Raw genomic sequence first — 19,818 nt, forward strand, 5'->3', positions numbered from 1 at the left:
CCAGCCCATGAACGCCATGTCGACTCCCGCGCCGCAGACCCTCTCTTCCGCTTTCCCTGGTGGTCCGCGCCTGCTGGCCGACGTCGGCGGCACGAATGCCCGCTTCGCGCTGGAGACGGCGCCGGGGCAGGTCGGCCACATCCACGTGCTGCCGTGCTGCGAGCATCCGACCTTGGCGGCCGCGCTGCGCGCCTACCTGGCACTGCCGGACGTGGCTGCGGCGGCACCTGTCGTGCGCCATGGCGCGATCGCGATCGCGAATCCCGTCACGGGCGACTTCGTGCGGATGACGAACCACCACTGGGAATTCTCGATCGAGGGCATGCGCCAGGAGTGCGGCTTCGACGTGCTGGCCGTCGTCAACGACTTCACGGCGCTGGCCCGCTCGCTGCCGTTCCTAGGTGACCAGAAGCGGCAGGTGGGCGGCGGCACGGCCGTGGCCGGCAGCCCGCTGGGCCTGATCGGCGCCGGCACCGGTCTCGGTGTCTCCGGCCTGATTCCGTGCGCCAGCGGCTGGACGGCGCTGCTGTCCGAGGGCGGCCACGTCAGCTTCTCGCCCGTCAACGAGACGGAAGTGGCGATCCTGCAGTTCGCCTGGCGCGAGTTCGAGCACGTGTCGGCCGAGCGCCTGATGTCCGGCGCCGGCATCGAGCTGATCTACCGTGCACTGGCGGACTACCGCAAGGTGGCGGCCGAGCCGCTGTCGGCCGCCGACGTGGCGCGCCGCGCGCTGGACGGCACCTGCCCGCTGTGCGACGAGGCGATCGAAGCGTTCTGCGGCATGCTGGGCACGATCGCGGCCAACCTGGCCGTCACGCTGGGCGCGCAGGGCGGCATCTACATCGGCGGCGGCATCGTGCCGAAGCTGGGCGACCGTTTCGACCGGTCGGCGTTCCGCGCCCGCTTCGAGGCGAAGGGCCGGTTCCGCCAATACCTGTCCGCCATCCCGACGCATGTGATCACGGCGCAATACCCGGCCTTCCTCGGCGTGTCCGCCATCCTGGCCGAGCGCCTCGCGGCCTGATCGGTTAGAATATCCAGTTACGGTACGAGACCGCGAATTGCACTATTCGCGGTTTTATGGAGTACAATGGCTGTTATTGGATGAAACGGCGCCGCTCGATCCAGAAGTTCTTCCGGGTAAAGCCGACAAGTTTTCCGGTCTGAAAACGATCCGTTGAAAACGCACCCTCCATCTTTGACCTTCCGCCCCAGCGTATTTCCGGCACTTCTGTTCGCCGATATGCCTGGCTGCCACGCATCTGTATGCACTGTTGCATGCACCTGCGCTGCGGGCCGGCGGCAACCACAAGTTGGCTTATGGATACAGCTGAGGCGAAGAAAGTCCTCGAAACCGCGCTGCTATGCGCTCGCGAACCGTTATCGATTCACAGCCTGAAAAAGCTGTTCGTCGATGTCGACGACCAGGGCCGCCCGCTGGGTGCCGGCGTCGGCGCCGACACGATCCGGATCCTGCTGGAGGAATTGCGGCAGGACTGGCAGGGCAGGGGCATCGAAGTGGTGGCCCTGTCCTCCGGCTGGCGCTTCCAGAGCCGGCCCGAATTGAAGCAGTACCTGGACCGTCTGAACCCGGAAAAGCCGCAGAAGTATTCCCGGGCGACGCTCGAGACGCTGGCGATCATCGCGTACCGCCAGCCGGTCACGCGCGGCGACATCGAGGAGATCCGCGGCGTGACTGTGAACTCGCAGACGATCAAGATGCTGGAAGACCGCGGCTGGGTCGACGTCGTCGGCTACCGCGACGTGCTGGGCCGCCCGGCGCTCCTGGGAACCACGAAGCAGTTCCTGGACGACCTGGGGTTACAGTCGCTGTCCCAGCTGCCGCCTCTGCAGCAAATCAGCGATACGCAGAATGCCAATTCGATGGAAGTACTCGAAGCCGCGCTGCAGGAAAATTTCGAGAAGGCGGCGCATGCCGCCGAAGTCACTGACAATGAAGCGCCCGGGGAAGCAATCGCCGATACGGTGCAGGCGCCGCCCACGCTAGAAAACACGCATGAACAATACTGAGAACATCATCGAGACCGGTGCGCCGGCCGAACCGGCCGTCAAGCCGAAGCGCCGCACGAAGGCGCAGATCGAAGCGGCGGCGTCCGCCGTCCAGGCGGACGACGCGGCCGCGCCGGCCAAGCCGAAGCGCACCCGTAAGGCCGCGGCGGCCGAACCCGCCGCCGCAGCGGTCGAGCAGGCTGCACCGGCAGCCGCCGTGGCAAGCGATGCTGCAGCCGATGCCGCAGCACCCGTGAAAAAACCGCGCACCCGCAAGCCGAAGGCCGAGGCAGCGCAGGAGCCGGCCGAGCAGGCCGTCCAGGCGGCGCCCGATGCACAACCGGCCGAGGAGCCGAAGCAGGCCCGCACGCCGCGCGGCCCGCGCCAGATGCGCGAACAGCGCGCGCTGCGCGATGCGCAGAGGGCTGAGCAGGCCGAGCAGGCGGCGCCGGCTGGCGACACCGCGGCACAAGCCGAAGCGCCGGCCCAGGCCGAGGCGGCACCGCAGGAACAGGCGGCGCGCGACGAGCAGCCGGGCCGCGGCCGCAACAAGGGCAAGAACGCCCGCGGCAAGGGTCAGCAGCAGCAGCGCGCCCAGGGGCAGAACCAGGGCCAGAACCAGGGCCAAGGTCAGAAGCCGGGCCAGAGGCAGGGCCAGCGCCAGGGGCAGAAGCCGGGCGGCAACGGCAAGATGAGCGACGCGGATGCCGTGTTCTCGTTCGTCACGTCCGAAGCGTTCGACAAGGAAGACGGCGCGCGCGGCAAGCAGCCGCAAAAGGCCGTGCGCCGCGACCTCACGGCCGAGGACGATGCACCGAAGCTGCACAAAGTGCTGGCCGAGGCCGGTCTGGGCTCGCGCCGCGACATGGAAGACCTGATCATCGCCGGCCGCGTGTCGGTGAACGGCGAGCCGGCCCACATCGGCCAGCGCATCCTGCCGACGGATGCCGTGCGCATCAACGGCAAGCTGATCCAGCGGAAAGTCAGCAAGAAGCCGCCGCGCGTGCTGGTGTACCACAAGCCGGCCGGCGAGATCGTGTCGCACGACGACCCGGACGGCCGTCCGTCCGTGTTCGACCGCCTGCCGCAGATGAAGACGGGCAAATGGCTGGCCGTCGGCCGCCTGGACTTCAACACCGAAGGCCTGCTGCTGTTCACGACCTCCGGCGACCTGGCGAACCGCCTGATGCACCCGCGTTACAACATCGACCGTGAATACGCGGTGCGCACGCTGGGCGAGCTGGAAGAGGGCATGCGCCAGAAACTGCTGGCCGGCGTCGAGCTGGAAGACGGCCTGGCGCAGTTCTCGAAGATCGCCGATGGCGGCGGCGAAGGCGTCAACAAGTGGTACCGCGTGGTGATCGGCGAAGGCCGTAACCGCGAAGTGCGCCGCATGTTCGAAGCGGTCGGCCTGACCGTCTCGCGCCTGATCCGTACGCGTTACGGCGCGCTGACCCTGCCGTCGAACCTGAAGCGCGGCCGCTGGGAAGAAATGGAAGAAAATACCGTGCGCGACCTGCTGGCCGCCGTTGGCGTCGAGAAGAAGGGCGGCGGCGAGGCGAAGCAGGGCCGTGGCGACAAGCCGGGCAAGGTCGATGCGCGCGGCGAAGGTCGTGGCGAAGGTCGTGGCGAGAAGCGTCGCGAACCCAACTTCAACCGGATGGACGTGTCGAACAAGAACGCCGACCCGTTCCCGCAGGCGGCCAAGGGCGGCCGCGGCCAGGGTGCCGGCAGCTACTTCGGCGCCGGTGCCGGCTCGGGCCGTCCGGGTGGCCGTCCGCAAGGTGGCGGCCTGGGCCGTCCAGGCCTGGGCGAGCCGGGTGGCCGTCCGGCCGGCGGCAAGGGCCGCGGCCCGCGCCAGCCGGATCCGCTGCAGACGACGTTCGGCTTCGGCGGCCAGCAGCAGCGCCGCGGCGGCGGTCAGCCGCGCGGCGGCGCGATCGATCACGGCATGCCGCGCCGCAGGAAGGCTTGAATCAGCCGCAAGGCTTGATTCCCCGCCGGGCGTCCGCATATCGGATGCCTCGGCGTCTCCGGCAGTACCATGGTGGAGCGGCGGACCTGAATGGCACCCGCCGCAGCCATTCCCGGCAGTAAAAACACAACCTTGCCACTGTTGTAACGGCGTCCTATTGCCCTTTGCGGCATTGCAGCGAAATCAATGACGCGTTATAATAAGCGGCCTAGTAAAAGTTCTTCGCAGGGTTTGTTTGCTGAGAGTGCTTTCATCTGGCTGGAGTACAAAAAGATGGGCAGTTGCCCATTTTTTTTTTGCTCACGGTAAATGAGCCGTTTTTTGAAGGTCACGTCGCACAGGGCGGCGCAGGCCGATCTGGAGATTTTCTTTTGCAACTGCCGGAACTGATAGAGAAGACCGTCGCGGGTCTGGGCTACGAAATGGTCGATTTCGAACGGGCCGAACGTGGACTGCTGCGCGTGTACATCGACTTCTCCGCGGCGGACGCGGAAGAAAAAGGTCCCATCACGGTGGAGGACTGCGCCACGGTGAGCCACCAGCTGTCGCACGTGCTGACAGTGGAAAACGTGCCGTACGAACGGCTCGAGATCTCGTCGCCCGGCTTGGACCGGCCGCTGCGCAAGCTCGCCGACTTTCACCGTTTTGCCGGCCATGAAGCGATCGTCAAGCTGCGCATGGCGCTCCCGGGCACGGCGAACCGCAAGTCCTACCAGGGCATCCTGCAGGAGCCCGATGGCGAGCAACTGGGTATTGAATTTGAAAGTAAAGATGGTCCTGCGGTGCTGAATTTCACGCTCGCGGATATGGATAAGGCACGCTTGGTGCCACAGGTGGATTTTAGGAGCCGCAAAGCATGAGTCGCGAAGTTTTGTTATTGGTGGACGCGCTTGCGCGCGAGAAGAACGTCGACAAGGACGTGGTATTCGGCGCGCTCGAATTCGCATTGGCGCAAGCCACGAAGAAGCGCTATGAAGGCGAAGTCGACATCCGCGTCTCGATCGATCGCGAAACGGGCGAATTCGAGTCCTTCCGCCGCTGGCACGTGGTGCCTGACGAAGCCGGCCTGCAACTGCCTGACCAGGAAGTGCTGCTGTTCGAAGCGAAAGAGCAGATCCCCGATATCGAAGTGGATGAATACATCGAAGAGCCGATCGAATCCGTGGAATTCGGCCGCCGCTTCGCACAGGACACCAAGCAGGTCGTGCTGCAGCGCGTGCGCGATGCCGAGCGCGAACAGATCCTGCAGGACTTCCTCGAGCGCGGCGACGCGCTGGTGACGGGCACCATCAAGCGCATGGAGCGCGGCGATGCGATCGTCGAATCGGGCAAGATCGAAGCGCGCCTGCCGCGCGACCAGATGATCCCGAAGGAGAACCTGCGTATCGGCGACCGCGTGCGTGCTTACATCCTGCGCGTGGATCGCAATATGCGCGGCCCGCAGGTGATCCTGTCGCGCACGGCGCCGGAATTCATCATGAAGCTGTTCGAGCTGGAAGTGCCGGAAATCGAGCAGGGCATGCTCGAGATTAAATCCGCTGCCCGCGATGCCGGCGTGCGCGCCAAGATCGCCGTCTACACGGCCGACAAGCGCATCGACCCGATCGGCACCTGCGTCGGCATGCGCGGTTCGCGCGTGCAGGCCGTGACCGGTGAGCTGGGCGGCGAGCGCGTGGACATCGTGCTGTGGTCCGAAGACCCGGCGCAGTTCGTGATCGGCGCGCTGGCGCCGGCGAACGTGTCGTCGATCATGGTCGACGAGGACAAGCACGCGATGGACGTCGTCGTCGACGAGGAAAACCTGGCGATCGCGATCGGCCGCTCCGGCCAGAACGTGCGCCTGGCTTCCGAGCTGACCGGCTGGAAGATCAACATCATGACGGCCGAGGAATCGGCCGACAAGGCAGCCCAGGAAACGGCGGCGGTGCGCGCGCTGTTCATGGACAAGCTGGATGTGGACCAGGAAGTGGCCGACATCCTCGTCGAGGAAGGCTTCTCGAGCCTGGAAGAGATCGCCTACGTGCCGATCTCCGAAATGCTCGACATCGAAGCCTTTGACGAGGACACCGTCAACGAACTGCGTACCCGTGCCCGGGATGCGCTGGTGACGGAGGCCATCGCCTCGGAAGAGGGCCTGGAAGGCATGGAAGAGGCACTGGTGGGCCTGGAAGGCATGGACCGCGTCACGGCGGGCAAGCTGGGCCTGGCAGGCATCAAGACGCTCGAGCAGTTCGCCGGGCTGGCATACGATGAATTCGGCGCCATCCTTGCCCTGTCGACCGACCGCGCGCGTGCACTGATTGAAAACGAATTTGAAGATGTGAGCGACGAAGAGATGAAGCTCGTCGACGCCAAGTACGACGACCGCGCCAAGGCCCTGCAGGCCAAGGCATGGTCGCTGGCCGAGGCGGCGAAGGCCTGAAGCCGACAGCAAAAGCATTTATCATCTACGCGACACATAGAAAAGAGGACTGAATGGCGAGTAACAACGTAGCCCAATTTGCCACCGAACTGAAGATGCCTGCAGACTTGCTGCTGACGCAGCTGCGTTCCGCCGGCGTCGAGAAGAGTTCGGCGTCAGATCCATTGTCGAAAGATGATAAGGACAAGCTGCTGGAGCACCTGCGCCGCACGCACGGCGCAGCGGGTCAAACCGAAAAGAAAAAGATCACGGTAACGCGCAAGGAAACGACCGAGATCAAGCAAGCCGACGCCACCGGCAAGTCGCGCACCATCCAGGTCGAGGTGCGCAAGAAGCGCACGTTCGTCCAGCGCGACGACTTGCCGGCGACGACGGCCGCCCCGGCCGCGCCCGTGATCGACGCCGCCGAACGCGCCCGCCGCGAGGAAGAGGCGCGCCGCCAGGCCGAGCTGATCGCCCGCCAGGAAGCGGAACTGCGCGAGAAGCAGGAACGCCTGGCGAAGCTGGACGCCGAGAAGGAAGCGCAAGCCAAGGCCACCGCCGCCGCCGAAGCGGAAGCGAAGCGCCGTGCCGACGAGGAAGCCGCCAAGGCTGCCGCCGAGCAGGCTGCGAAGAACGCCGCCGAGAAGGCCGGCGCGCTGGACGCTGCCAAGCGTGCCGAGGCCGATGCGGCCGAGAAGAAGCGTGCCGAGCAGGCTGAGGAAGCGAAGAAGAAGGCCGAGCAGGCCGCCAAGGAAGCCGCCGAGCGCGCCGAAGCCACCGAGCGTGCGCGCAAGGCCGTGGCCGACGAAGTCGCCCAGATCAAGGCGATGATGGCACAGCCGCGCCGCGTGATGAAGGCACCGGAACCGGCGCCCGCGCCGGTCAAGCCGAAGGCTCCCGAAGGCACGCTGCACAAGCCGGCCGACAAGAAGCCCGCCACGGCGACGCCGGCGGCAGGCGACAAGAAGGACGACAAGAAGCCGGGCGATCGCAAGTCGATCAAGTCGGCCAATGTATCCTCGACGTGGTCCGACGACGCCAAGAAGCGCGGCGCGCCGGGCGGCACGAAAGGCCGCGGCAATGCCGCGCCGACGGGCCGCGACGGCTGGCGCGGTGCCGGCGGCAAGGGCCGCGGTCGCAATTCGCATGACGACCGCGAATCGAACTTCCAGGCGCCGACCGAGGCGATCGTCAAGGAAGTGCACGTGCCGGAAACGATCACCGTGGCCGAACTGGCCCACAAGATGGCCGTCAAGGCATCCGAGGTGATCAAGCAGCTGATGAAGCTGGGCCAGATGTGCACGATCAACCAGGTGCTGGACCAGGAAACGGCGATGATCGTCGTCGAGGAAATGGGCCACAAGGCGTTCGCCGCCGCGGTGGACGATCCGGAAGCGCTGCTGGCCGACCAGGGCGAGCACGCCGAGTTCGAGTCGAAGCCGCGCGCACCGGTCGTTACCGTCATGGGTCACGTCGACCACGGCAAGACCTCGCTGCTGGACTACATCCGCCGCGCCAAGGTCGCGTCGGGCGAAGCCGGCGGCATCACGCAGCACATCGGCGCTTACCACGTCGATACGCCGCGCGGCATGATCACGTTCCTGGACACCCCGGGCCACGAAGCCTTCACGGCGATGCGTGCCCGCGGTGCGAAGGCCACCGACATCGTCATCCTGGTGGTGGCGGCGGACGACGGCGTGATGCCGCAGACGAAGGAAGCGATCGCCCACGCGAAAGCGGCCGGCGTGCCGCTGGTGGTGGCGATCAACAAGATCGACAAACCGGGCGGTAACCTGGAGCGCGTGACGCAGGAACTGATCTCCGAAGGCGTGGTGCCGGAAGAATACGGCGGCGATTCGCCGTTCGTGCCGGTGTCCGCGAAGACGGGCCAGGGCATCGACTCGCTGCTGGAAAACGTGCTGCTGCAAGCCGAAGTGCTGGAACTGAAGGCACCGGTGGAATCGCCGGCACGCGGCCTCGTCGTCGAAGCCCGTCTGGACAAGGGCCGCGGCCCGGTCGCGACGATCCTGGTGCAGTCGGGTACCCTGAAGCGCGGCGACGTCGTGCTGGCCGGTTCCTCGTACGGCCGGGTGCGTGCGATGCTGGACGAGAACGGCAAGTCGATCGCCGAAGCGGGTCCGTCGATCCCGGTCGAGATCCAGGGCCTGACGGAAGTGCCGGCCGCCGGCGAAGAAGCGATGGTGATGGCGGACGAGCGCAAGGCGCGTGAAATCGGCCTGTTCCGTCAAGGTAAGTTCCGCGACGTGAAGCTGGCGAAGCAGCAGGCGGCAAAGCTGGAGAACATGTTCGACCAGATGGCCGAAGGCGAAGTGAAGAACGTGCCGCTGATCGTCAAGACCGACGTGCAGGGTTCGCAGGAAGCGCTGGTGGGTTCGCTGCAGAAGCTGTCCACCTCGGAAGTCCGGGTGCAGATCGTGCACGCGGCCGTCGGCGGCATCACGGAATCGGACGTCAACCTGGCGACCGCGTCGAAGGCAGTCATCATCGGCTTCAACGCCCGTGCCGACGCCCAGGCGCGCAAGCTGGCCGAAGCCAACGGCGTGGACATCCGCTACTACAACATCATCTACGACGCGATCGAAGAGGTGAAGGCGGCGATGTCCGGCATGCTGGCACCGGAGAAGCGCGAGCACATCACGGGTCAGGTCGAGATCCGCCAGGTGATCCTGGTCTCGAAGGTCGGCGCGATCGCCGGCTGCCTGGTGACGGACGGTGTCGTCAAGCGTACGTCGTCGGTACGCCTGCTGCGCAACAATATCGTTGTGTGGACGGGCGAGATCGACTCGCTGAAGCGCTTCAAGGACGATGCGAAGGAAGTGCGCGCCGGTCTCGAGTGCGGCCTGTCGCTGAAGAACTACAACGACATCCAGGTTGGCGACACCCTCGAGGTGTTCGAGATCCAGGAAGTGGCACGTACGCTGTAATCGCAGTACGCGGTATCCGTGGCGGGTGCCGCCCCCTCCGCCTGAGCGGGGGAGGGCGCCACCCGCCATTTTTTTATTGGTAGGACATCATGGCCAAACATAGCAAATCCATTCCCCAGCGCGGCCTGCGCGTGGCGGACCAGATCCAGAAAGACCTCTCCGAGCTGATCGCGTTCGAGCTGAAGGACCCGCGCGTCGGCATGCTGACGCTCGCCGAGGTGCAGCTGACGCCGGACTACGCGCACGCGAAGGTGTACTTCACGATGCTCAAGGACGATCCGGACACCGTGAAGAACACGCTGGCCGGCCTGCAAGCGGCCGCCGGCTACCTGCGCAACCAGCTGGGCAAGCGCCTGCACATCCACACGCTGCCCCAGCTGCACTTCGTGCACGACACGAGCGCTTCGCGCGGCATGGCGATGTCGGCGCTGATCGACCAGGCCAACGCCACCCGCGCGGCCGACTATGAAGAGCAGCAGGAACAAGACAAAGAATGACCCAGCAGAAGGTGAAGCGGCCGCGCGACCTCGTCGACGGCGTGCTGCTGCTCGACAAGCCCGTGGGCCTGTCGTCGAACGACGCGTTGATCAAGGCGAAGCGCGTGCTGAACGCTAAGAAGGCCGGCCACACCGGCACGCTGGACCCATTCGCGACTGGCTTGCTGCCGCTGTGCTTTGGCGAAGCGACGAAGTTCTCGCAAGACCTGCTGGAAGCGGACAAGACCTACGTGACGACCGTGCACCTGGGCGTGCGCACCGATACGGGCGACACGGAAGGGCAGGTACTGGAAACGCGCGACGTCGACGTGACGCTCGCGCAGATCGAAGCGGTCCTCGCGCGGTTCCGTGGCCCGATCGCCCAGGTGCCGCCGATGTACTCGGCATTGAAGCGCGACGGCAAGCCGCTGTACGAATACGCGCGCGCCGGCGTCACGCTGGAACGCGAAGCGCGCAACGTGACGATCCACAAGCTCGAACTGCTCTCCTACGAGGCGCCGTTCCTGAAGCTGGAAGCCACGGTCAGCAAGGGCACGTACATCCGCGTGCTGGGCGAGGACATCGGCGCCGCACTCGGCTGCGGCGCGCACCTGAACGCGCTGCGCCGCACGGGTGTTGGCGCTTTACAGGCGTCGAACATGGTCACGCTCGAAGCGCTGCAGGCGCACGAAGCACCGCTGTCGCTGCTGGCGCCCGTCGATGCGCTCCTGTCGTCGTTCCCGCGCATCGCGCTGACGGCGGAGCTGGCGAAACGCTTCCTGAACGGCCAGCGGCTGCCGCTGGGGAAGGAGCCGGAGATCGTCACGCCGGCGCCGTACGAAGGGCGGGTACGCGTGTATGAGCAGGACCGCCTGCTCGGCACCGGCGTGCTGGGCGAGTGGGCGATCCTGGCGCCGGAACGGCTGATCGCGGCGGCGCCGGCAGCCCAGGCCTGACGCCCACTCAGAACGCCTTCCGAAACCCCACGTACACCCCGCCGGGGATCGCGCGCAGCGTCCATGGCCCGTGCCGGTGCTCGACGTAGCCGACGGCCACGCCGAGCGCCAGGCCCGCCAGCACATCGGTCTGCCAGTGCGAGCGCGTCTCCACGCGCGACACCATCTCGTAGGCGGGCACGGCGGCCAGCAGCCACACGGCGGGGTACTCGTCGGCGAATTCGAGGATCAGCGGTGTCACGGCGGCTGCCGTCGATGCCACGTGGCCGCTGGGGAAGCTGCGGCCGTGCTTGAACCAGAGGCCCGGATCGTCCGTCTCGGATGGCCGCTCGCGGCCGAACACCCGCTTCAGCCCGTCCGCCGCCACGTCCGCCAGGACGAACCCTTCGGCACCTTGCCACATCGCGCGCCCGGCCCCGTCTTCGCTGCCGAGCCAGATCGCACCGGCGACGGTGGCGATTAATGCCGTGTTCGATACAAAGTCCGCATGCCGCCAGAGCGGGCTCGGCGTGCCGCTGGTGCGCCGGTCCAGCAAGGTGTCGGCATGCGCCAGCGTACCGAGCAGGCACAGCCAGCAGAGCAGCAGGGAGATCAATGAGCGGATCGACAGTCGGGTCATGGGCGCCTCCTGTCCCGATCATACGGGCGCACGGAGCGCGGCACGGTTCACGTCCGCCGCCGCAGCGCCATGCTTTGAAGCGCATCAATCGGGCGCGTTGTATCCCGACTGTTCGCGCGCGAGCGCGCCCAGCAGTTCATCCGGATCGGCCGGCTTGACGAAATGACGGTCGAAGCCGGCCGCCTGCGAGCGCTCGCGGTCGCCCGACTGGCCGTAGCCCGACAGCGCGATCAGCGTCGCCCGCGCTGTCGATGGATCGCCGCGCAGCCGCCGCGCCAGCGCATAGCCGTCCATGCCGGGCAGGCCGATATCCAGGATGAACGCATCCATCGCCGCCAGGTCGGCCCGCCGCAGCGCGCTTTCGCCATCTCCCGCCGTCGTCACGTCGTGCCCTTGCTCGCGCAGCAGCTGCGCGAGCGAATGGGCGGCATCGGCATTGTCGTCGACAACCAGCAGGCGTAGCGGGCTGGCCGGGGCGTGCATCGCGGCGGGGCGAGGCACCGGCTGCGGCACGCCCGGCTCGCCCAGCAACGGCAGGCAGACCGTGAAGGTGCTGCCCTGGCCGGGGCCGTCGCTGTGCGCCGTCACGGAGCCCTGGTGCAGCGCGGTGATGCTCTTCACCAGGGTCAGGCCCAAGCCAAGGCCGCCCTGTGCGCGGTCGGGATTGCGCTCGCCCTGGATGAACAGGTCGAAGATGTGCGGCAGCAGGGCCGGCGCGATGCCGCTGCCGTTGTCGCCGACCGTCACGCGTGCGTGGCCGTCATGCACCTGCAGGTCGAGCGTGATGCGCCCGCCCGGCGGCGTGTACTTGGCCGCGTTGTTCAGTACGTTGGCGATCACCTGCACGAGGCGGGTGCGGTCGCCGTACACGTGGGTGCGCGCGGCGGGCCGGCGCACGTCGAGTGCGTGGCCGCGTGCCTCGATCAGCGGCAACGCCTGTTCGACGGCGCTGCCGATCACCTGCTTCAGGTCCAGCTCCGCCATCGCCAGCTGCACGAGGCCGCGCGTGACGCGCGACACGTCGAGCAGGTCGTCCACCAAGTGCGTCATGTGCTTCACCTGGCGCACGATGATGTCGGACGCCATGCGCCGCGTATGCTCGTCGGCGTGGCCCGCATGCAGCAGCTGGGCCGCGGTGCTGATCGGCGCCAGCGGATTGCGCAGCTCGTGCGCGAGCATCGCCAGGAACTCGTCCTTGCGCGCGGCCGCTTCGCGCAGCTCGTCCTCGGCCAGCTTCTGCGTGTGGATGTCGGTGCAGGTGCCCATCCAGCGGAAGATCCGGCGCGCGTCGTCGCGCAGCGGCAGTGCGCGGCCCAGGACCCAGCGGTATTCCCCGGAACGGTGGCGCAGCCGGTATTGGATCTCGTACACGTCGCCCGTCGCCAGGCTGTGGCGCCAGGCGCCCCAGGCGCGCTCGCGGTCGTCCGGGTGGAACATGCCATTCCATGCGTCGCCGTCCGTCACGCCGGGCCCCACGCCGGTGTATGCATACCACTGCTCGTTGAAGTAGTCGTGGTAACCGTCCGGCAAGGTCGACCACACCATTTGCGGCATCGCGTTGGCGATCGTGCGGAACTTCGCTTCGCTGTCGCGCAGCGCCTCCATGCTGCGGGCCCGCTCGGCGGCGGTGCGGGTGCGCTCCGCCACTTCCTTCATCAGCGCCACGTCTTCCTGCGCCCACTGCCGCGCGACGGTGTCGTGCACGAACAGCACGCTCATCAACTTGCCCTGTTCCAGTACGGGGATGAAGACGGCCGCGGCGCTGTCGATACTGCGGAACGCCGCGCTGCCGCCGCGCGTACGCGGGTCGAGCGCGACGTCCGCCACGACGACGCTGCGGCCCAGCCGCAAGTCGTCCAGCAGTGCGCCGTAGTCGTCCAGCAGCACGGCGCCGTGCAGGCGCGGCAGGTCGGCAGCGGCCCAGTCGCCGCTCACGTGCAGCACGCCGTCCGCGTACTGTCCATAGCCGGCGCGGCGTGCCGCCACCGTCCGGCCGACGATCGCGGCGGCGGCGCAGGCTATGTCATCGACGGCGCGCAGTTCGCGCAGCGCGTCCGTCAGCCGCACCAGCGCATCGCGCCGCGCATCGTCCTGCACCCGGTCGGTGACGTCGACGCCTTCGACGAGGATGCCCATCACGGCGCCGGCATCGTTGCGGATCGGCTTGAACGCGAAGTCGATGTAGCGGGCCATCACGGGACCGGCCGGCACGGTTTGCACGGGGTACAGCGCACTGCTGGCCGTCAGCGACTTGCCGGTATGGTACACACCGTCGAGCAGCTCGCGGTAGCGCTCCGCCGCCGGGCTGGCGAAGCCTTCGACCACGGGGCGGCCGACGAGGTCGCGGTGCCCCGTCAGGCCGAGGAAGCCCTCGTCCATCAGCTCGACCCGGTGCTGCGGCCCGCTGAGCACGGCCATGAATACGGGCGCGCGGCGCAGCCGCATGGCGTGCTGTTCGCGCAGCTGGATCTGCTGGGCACGTGCCAGGATGCCCAGCTCCATCTTGACGGCGCGGGCCTGGGCCTGCACGGCCGGCGTCACGTCCTCGACGTGGTGGACGATATAGGCGAGCGCACCGTGGCGGTCGAATACCGGCGTGTTGATGGGACTCCAGTGGCGTTCCTCGAACGTGCCTGGCTGGCCCGGCAGTTCGATGTCGTAGCGCTGCACGGCCATCGTGTCCGGCGCGCGCGTTTCCAGCACGCGCAGCAGCGAGGCGCGCAGGTTCGCCGCGCCCGTCGCGTTGGGGTTGGACGGGTCGTCCGGGAAGACGTCGAACACGTTGCGCCCGACAATGGCGGCCCGCTCGGTGCGGGTCGCACGCAGATACGCGTCGTTGACGGCAACGATCGTGAAATCCGGCGCCAGCAGCAGGTACGGCGCGGGCAGGGCGCCGAACACGGCACCGAAATCGGGGAGGGCTTCTTCCATGGCTAACTGGGCTATGACTAGTGCCAGCATGCCACGGCGCGCCGCGCGCTTCGGTGATCCACACCACACAGCCGCCCGTCTTCTTTCTGGCCCCGGAGGCTCATGCTATACTAGTGGGTTCAGTGCACCCGCACCTGCCGGGGCGCCTGCTCGACAGCAGTCGGCGGGAGTCACGCAAGTAGCTTCGGCGCCCCACAGTTTTACTGCAAACACAACGACCATGTCTAATACTAAACGCGCAATTCGCAACATCGCCATCATCGCCCACGTCGACCACGGCAAGACGACCCTCGTGGACCAGCTGCTGCGCCAATCCGGTACCTTCCGTGAGAACCAGCAAGTCGACACCCGCGTCATGGACTCCAACGACCTTGAAAAGGAACGCGGCATCACGATTCTGTCGAAGAACTGCGCGGTCGAGTACGAAGGCACCCACATCAACATCGTCGACACCCCCGGCCACGCCGACTTCGGCGGTGAAGTCGAGCGCGTGCTGTCGATGGTCGACTCCGTGCTGCTGCTGGTCGACGCACAGGAAGGCCCGATGCCGCAGACCCGTTTCGTCACGCGCAAGGCGCTGGCGCTGGGCCTGAAGCCGATCGTCGTCGTCAACAAGATCGACCGTCCGGGCGCGCGCGCCGACTGGGCGATCAACCAGACGTTCGAACTGTTCGACAAGCTGGGTGCGAACGACGAGCAGCTGGACTTCCCGATCATCTACGCATCGGGCCTGAACGGCTACGCCGGCATGGACGAGTCCGTGCGCGGCGGCGACATGAAGCCGCTGTTCGAAGCGATCCTGAAATACGTGCCGGTGCGTGACGACAATCCGGACGGCCCGCTGCAGATGCAGATCACGTCGCTGGACTATTCGTCGTACGTCGGCAAGATCGGCATCGGCCGCATCTCGCGCGGCCGCATCAAGGCCGGCCAGGACGTCGTCGTCGTCGACGGTCCGGGCGCAACCCCGATCAAGGGCCGCATCAACCAGGTGCTGAACTTCAAGGGCCTGGAGCGCGTGCTGGTCGACGAAGCCGTCGCCGGCGACATCGTGCTGATCAACGGTATCGAGGAAATCGGCATCGGTTCGACCGTCTGCTCGCCGGAGCAGGTCGACCCGCTGCCGATGCTGACCGTCGACGAGCCGACGCTGACGATGAACTTCATGGTCAACACGTCGCCGCTGGCCGGCCGTGAAGGCAAGTTCGTCACGTCGCGCCAGCTGCGCGACCGCCTGGAAAAGGAACTGAAGTCGAACGTGGCGCTGCGCGTCGCGCCGACCGACGACGACACGATCTTCGAAGTGTCCGGCCGCGGCGAACTGCACCTGACGATCCTGCTGGAGAACATGCGCCGCGAAGGCTTCGAGCTGGCCGTGTCGCGTCCGCGCGTCGTGTTCAAGATGGTCGATGGCGTGCGCCATGAGCCGTACGAGATGCTGTCGGTCGACGTGGAAGAAGTGAACCAGGGCGGCGTGATGGAAGAACTGGGCCGCCGCCGTGGCGACCTGCAGAACATGGAATCGGACGGCAAGGGCCGCGTGCGCCTCGAGTACCGCATTCCGGCCCGCGGCCTGATCGGCTTCCAGGGCGAGTTCATGACCCTGACGCGCGGCACCGGCTTGATGAGCCACGTGTTCGACGCCTACGCGCCGGTCGATAACTCGAAAGGCGAACTGGCCGGCCGTCACAACGGCGTGCTGATCTCGCAGGACGACGGCCAGGCCGTTGCCTACGCACTGTGGAAGCTGCAGGACCGCGGCCGCATGTTCGTGTCGCACAACGACCCGGTGTACGAAGGCATGATCATCGGCATCCACTCGCGCGACAACGACCTGGTCGTGAACCCGATCAAGGGCAAGCAGCTGACCAACGTGCGTGCTTCCGGCACCGACGAGGCAGTGCGCCTGGTCACGCCGATCCAGCTGTCGCTGGAATACGCGGTGGAATTCATCGAGGACGACGAACTGGTCGAGATCACGCCGAAGTCGATCCGCCTGCGCAAGCGTTTCCTGAAAGAGCACGAGCGCAAGAAGGCATCGCGCGAAAGCGCATAAGCCTCGCGCTGCGCTTCACCAAAACCCGCCGGTTCGCAAGAGCCGGCGGGTTTTTTCATTTGGGCCGCCAACGCGCGCGCGATCGCGCGTTTCGCTCAATCCGATGATCGAAACGGGCCGTTAATCATCATTCTGATTCTTTGATTGCGCGATGTCTGCGAACGGCGTGCGTCACCTAGAATGCAAAAAAATAGCTGGCCCAGCAGCACGGGCCGGTCCATCAGTACAGGCCTTCTAGGGCCGTCATTCGGAGGAGATGAACGTGACGAAGCACTCGAACAAGGTGCGGGCCCCCGCACGCCTGAACCGCAGGACCGCGCTGGCGATCGCCGCATCGATGCTGGCCGCGAACGCCGCATTCGCGCAGCAGGCGGCGCCGGAAGACACGGCCGCCGCGCCGGAACAGGCGCAGGCCGCGCAACCCGCCGCGGAACACAAGCGGCAGGGCCGCGCGGACGGTGTCTCCGAGAGCAACGTGGTGATGGTGGTGGGCACGCGCAAGTCGGTCGCTTCCGCGATCGACCGCAAGATCCGCAACTCCACGATCTCCGACTCGCTCGTGGCCGAGGACATCAACCAGTTCCCGGACAAGAACGTGGGCGAGGCGCTGTCGCGCATCACCGGCGTGCAGCTGTCGCGCTCCTTCGGCGAAGGTTCGCAAGTGTCGATCCGCGGCGTCGAGCCGGACCTGAACCGGGTCGAGATCAACGGCATGTCGGTGCTGTCGACCACCGGCGGCGCGGGCCGCGGCGCCGAGCTGCGCGAGCTGGCGTCCGAGCTGATCTCGTCGATCGACGTGATCAAGGGCGTCACGGCCGACATGACCGAAGGGGGCGTGGGCGGCAGCGTCATCATCAAGACCCGCAAGCCGCTCGACTTCACGAAACCCACGGTGGCCACGACGATCTCCGGCGAACATTCGACGAGCCGCGGCGGCGTGCAGCCCCGCGTGTCGCTGCTCCTGGCCGACAAATTCTTCAACAACAAGCTGGGCCTGATGGCCAACCTCGTGTACGACAAGGTCTACACGCAGAACGACTACGCCCGTAACACTTCGTGGCGCTTCCTGCGCGACTGGGATTACTCGGCTGAGAAGACGGTCGTCAGCAAGGACCCGGCACTGGCGGCGATCGGCACGGTCGGCGGCTGCGATGCGCTGTCCGGTACCGCGAAGACCGATTGCCAGAAGCAGTGGTACGACTATTCGCCGGGCACGCCGCGCTACGGCATCTGGACGCGCGACCACAAGCGCTCGTCCGCCGAGCTGACGGCGCAGTATGAAATCCAGAAGGGCTTCACGGCGTATGTGAGCTACCAGGACAACAAGCAGGACCAGCGCCTGAACGACCGCAACTACGGCACGGACTTCACCGCCGTCACGCGCCTGGCCAACGCCGGCAACGCACCGGTGTACAGCCCCGCGGGCGTCGTGACGACCGCGGGCACCTGCGCACCCGTCACCACGTCGGCCACGCCGGCGGGCGTGACGGTGGCGAACCACTACGTCACCGAATACACGGTCGGCAACTGCCTGTATGCGGGCGGGCAGGGCGGACAGGGCGCGTTCAGCACGTCGGCGCGCGACTTCGCCCTGGAAATCCGGTCGAAGTACAAGACGGCCGGCTTCAACTTCAAGCGCGACCGCCTGGAAGTGGAAGGCCTGCTGGGCAAATCCTCGTCGGACTACAGCAGCGAGAGCAACAACATCGTCATGACGCAGAATGCGCCGGGCCTGAAGGTGTCGCTGGATAGCCAGGGCCTGCCGCACTTCGCGTTCCCGGCGGCGTATTCGCCGGACGATCCGCGCTCCTACGTGCAGGTGCAGTTGCAATACCGTCCGAGCGAAACGAAGAACACGGAAGACCAGGGCAAGCTGGACTTGAGGTACCGCCTCGACACGCCCTTCTTCTCGAAGCTGTGGTTCGGCGGCCAGGCCACCAAGGCGACCGCGAAGCAATACAACGGCGGCGGCTACCTGGCGAGCAACGGCAGCAACCTCGCCAGCACTGCCGACGACGTCAACGTGAAGAGCGCGAACGTCAACCAGACGATCGTCTACGACCCGCTGTGGAATGGCGCGCCGCGCGCACCGGAGACATTCGGCTTCGTCAACAGCAGTTATGCCACGACCTATACGACGGCCGCCGGCATGCAGGCGCTCGTCAACGCGATCACGTCGCGCTCGCCCGGCTCGTTCTTCAGCGGCTATGGCGATGTGAGCAACCTGCCGAGCAGCTGGATCTCGCCGAACTATGCGGCCGCCGCGCCTTCGTTCGACACGTCGCACTTCAACCACGATTACGTGACCAACGCACCGGGCAGCGACGGCAAGACGTATCCGCAGATTCCCGCCTACGCGGCCGAGGAGCGTGTGCGCGCCGCGTACGTGCGCCTGGACTGGAATACGGACATCGGCGACTACACCATCGACGGCAATATCGGCGTGCGCTACACGCATACCCGCAGCCGGGCGAGCGGCCTGTACGCGAACAAGGTCCGCGTCTCATCGTCGCTGGGCAGCTCGAGCTATAACGATTACACGGTGTCCAACGGCGTCACGTCGGTGGAAAGCTCGTACCACGACGTGCTGCCGAGCGCGAACGCGCTGATGTGGCTTGTGCCGGACACGTTCCTCGTGCGCGTGGGCTGGGGCAAGGTGATGGCGCGGCCGAAGATCGACCTGCTGGCGCCGAACGCCACCTGTACCCTCAACAGCGGCAACCAGCTGTTCGGCGGCGACAATACCGACGACTGCACGGCCGGCAACCCGGACCTGAAGCCGTTCCGCGCCACCAACAAGGACCTGTCGTTCGAATACTATCCCGGCAAGGATACGCAGGTGTCGGTGGGCCTGTTCCGCAAGGATATCTCCAGCTATATCCTGGAGAAGGTCGTCACGAAGAACGTCGACATCTTCCACGACGGCGGCAAGTGGGACGTGACGGGGCCGACGAACGGCAAGGGCGCCACGACGAAGGGCGTGGAGATCACCGCGCGTACCGCATTCACCTTCCTGCCCGGCTGGCTGGGCGGCTTTGGCGGCGATGCCAACTACACCCGCATGACGTACAAGTACGCGCCGGGCACGGAGCGCCTGAACCCGCTGGACAATTCGGTGCTGCCGTATCCGGGCCTGTCGAAGAACAGCTACAACGTGGCGCTGTGGTACGACCGCGGGCCGATCAACGGCCGCATCGCGTACAACTACCGCGACCGCTACTACACGGGCGGCAACGACGTATCGGGCAATCCGAACTTCACCGAGAAGACCGGCTACCTCGATGCGAAGCTGCAGTATCGCTGGAACGATCACGTCACGATCTCCCTGGAAGGCAAGAACCTGACGGACCAGGCGGAGACGACGGATGCGGGCGACCTGTTCCGCGTGAACGAATTGGCGTATCCTGGCCGGCGTTACTATCTGAGCATCTCACTGAAGAACTGAC

12 protein-coding genes are annotated in these 19,818 nt (G+C 66.4%); 10 read left to right on the top strand and 2 right to left on the bottom strand.

Annotated features, from left to right (window positions below; translation table 11 throughout):
* Nucleotides 1-7 precede the first annotated feature (7 nt).
* From IP92_RS02145 to truB, 8 genes are all read left to right on the top strand, one after another.
* On the top strand, nt 8-1,024 hold the full coding sequence (locus IP92_RS02145; RefSeq protein ID WP_145872867.1) for a glucokinase: 1,017 nt from the start codon (nt 8-10) through the stop codon (nt 1,022-1,024).
* A 296-nt stretch (nt 1,025-1,320) separates the two neighbouring features.
* The gene (gene scpB, locus IP92_RS02150) at nt 1,321-2,031 is read left to right on the top strand and encodes an SMC-Scp complex subunit ScpB (protein ID WP_145872868.1); all 711 of its coding nucleotides are present in this window, start codon (nt 1,321-1,323) and stop codon (nt 2,029-2,031) included.
* Complete coding sequence (rluB, locus tag IP92_RS02155; RefSeq protein ID WP_145872869.1) at nt 2,018-3,985, top strand: 23S rRNA pseudouridine(2605) synthase RluB; 1,968 nt, start codon at nt 2,018-2,020, stop codon at nt 3,983-3,985. The genes scpB and rluB overlap by 14 nt, the downstream gene beginning before the upstream one ends.
* 371 nt (nt 3,986-4,356) lie before the next feature.
* Nucleotides 4,357-4,845, top strand: coding sequence for a ribosome maturation factor RimP (gene rimP, locus IP92_RS02160; protein WP_145873283.1), 489 nt, complete (start codon nt 4,357-4,359; stop codon nt 4,843-4,845).
* On the top strand, nt 4,842-6,407 hold the full coding sequence (gene nusA, locus IP92_RS02165) for a transcription termination factor NusA (RefSeq protein WP_145872870.1): 1,566 nt from the start codon (nt 4,842-4,844) through the stop codon (nt 6,405-6,407). The genes rimP and nusA overlap by 4 nt, the downstream gene beginning before the upstream one ends.
* 53 nt (nt 6,408-6,460) lie before the next feature.
* Nucleotides 6,461-9,334 carry a translation initiation factor IF-2 gene (infB, locus tag IP92_RS02170; RefSeq protein ID WP_145872871.1) on the top strand — a complete coding sequence of 958 codons (2,874 nt, stop codon included), beginning with the start codon at nt 6,461-6,463 and terminating at the stop codon, nt 9,332-9,334.
* Nucleotides 9,335-9,423: 89 nt separating this feature from the next.
* On the top strand, nt 9,424-9,831 hold the full coding sequence (rbfA, locus tag IP92_RS02175; RefSeq protein ID WP_145872872.1) for a 30S ribosome-binding factor RbfA: 408 nt from the start codon (nt 9,424-9,426) through the stop codon (nt 9,829-9,831).
* Nucleotides 9,828-10,766, top strand: a complete 939-nt coding sequence (gene truB / locus IP92_RS02180; protein ID WP_145872873.1) for a tRNA pseudouridine(55) synthase TruB — start codon at nt 9,828-9,830, stop codon at nt 10,764-10,766. Before rbfA ends, truB begins: the two co-directional genes overlap by 4 nt.
* Before the next feature lie 7 nt (nt 10,767-10,773).
* Here truB and IP92_RS02185 read toward each other — a convergent pair whose 3' ends face one another.
* Both IP92_RS02185 and IP92_RS02190 read right to left on the bottom strand, forming a co-directional pair.
* Nucleotides 10,774-11,385: a phosphatase PAP2 family protein gene (locus IP92_RS02185; protein WP_145872874.1), complete on the bottom strand. Its 612-nt coding sequence runs from the start codon at nt 11,383-11,385 to the stop codon at nt 10,774-10,776.
* 84 nt (nt 11,386-11,469) lie between these two features.
* The gene (locus tag IP92_RS02190; RefSeq protein WP_158206803.1) at nt 11,470-14,316 is read right to left on the bottom strand and encodes an ATP-binding protein; all 2,847 of its coding nucleotides are present in this window, start codon (nt 14,314-14,316) and stop codon (nt 11,470-11,472) included.
* A 220-nt stretch (nt 14,317-14,536) separates the two neighbouring features.
* Here IP92_RS02190 and typA point away from each other — a divergent pair, with 220 nt between their 5' ends.
* Nucleotides 14,537-16,372 carry a translational GTPase TypA gene (typA, locus tag IP92_RS02195; RefSeq protein ID WP_145872876.1) on the top strand — a complete coding sequence of 612 codons (1,836 nt, stop codon included), beginning with the start codon at nt 14,537-14,539 and terminating at the stop codon, nt 16,370-16,372.
* A gap of 256 nt (nt 16,373-16,628) precedes the next feature.
* Complete coding sequence (locus IP92_RS02200; RefSeq protein WP_145872877.1) at nt 16,629-19,817, top strand: TonB-dependent receptor; 3,189 nt, start codon at nt 16,629-16,631, stop codon at nt 19,815-19,817.
* Nucleotide 19,818: the final 1 nt, after the last annotated feature.

The sequence above is a fragment of the Pseudoduganella flava genome (assembly GCF_007830495.1).
Lineage (GTDB): Bacteria > Pseudomonadota > Gammaproteobacteria > Burkholderiales > Burkholderiaceae_D > Rugamonas > Rugamonas flava.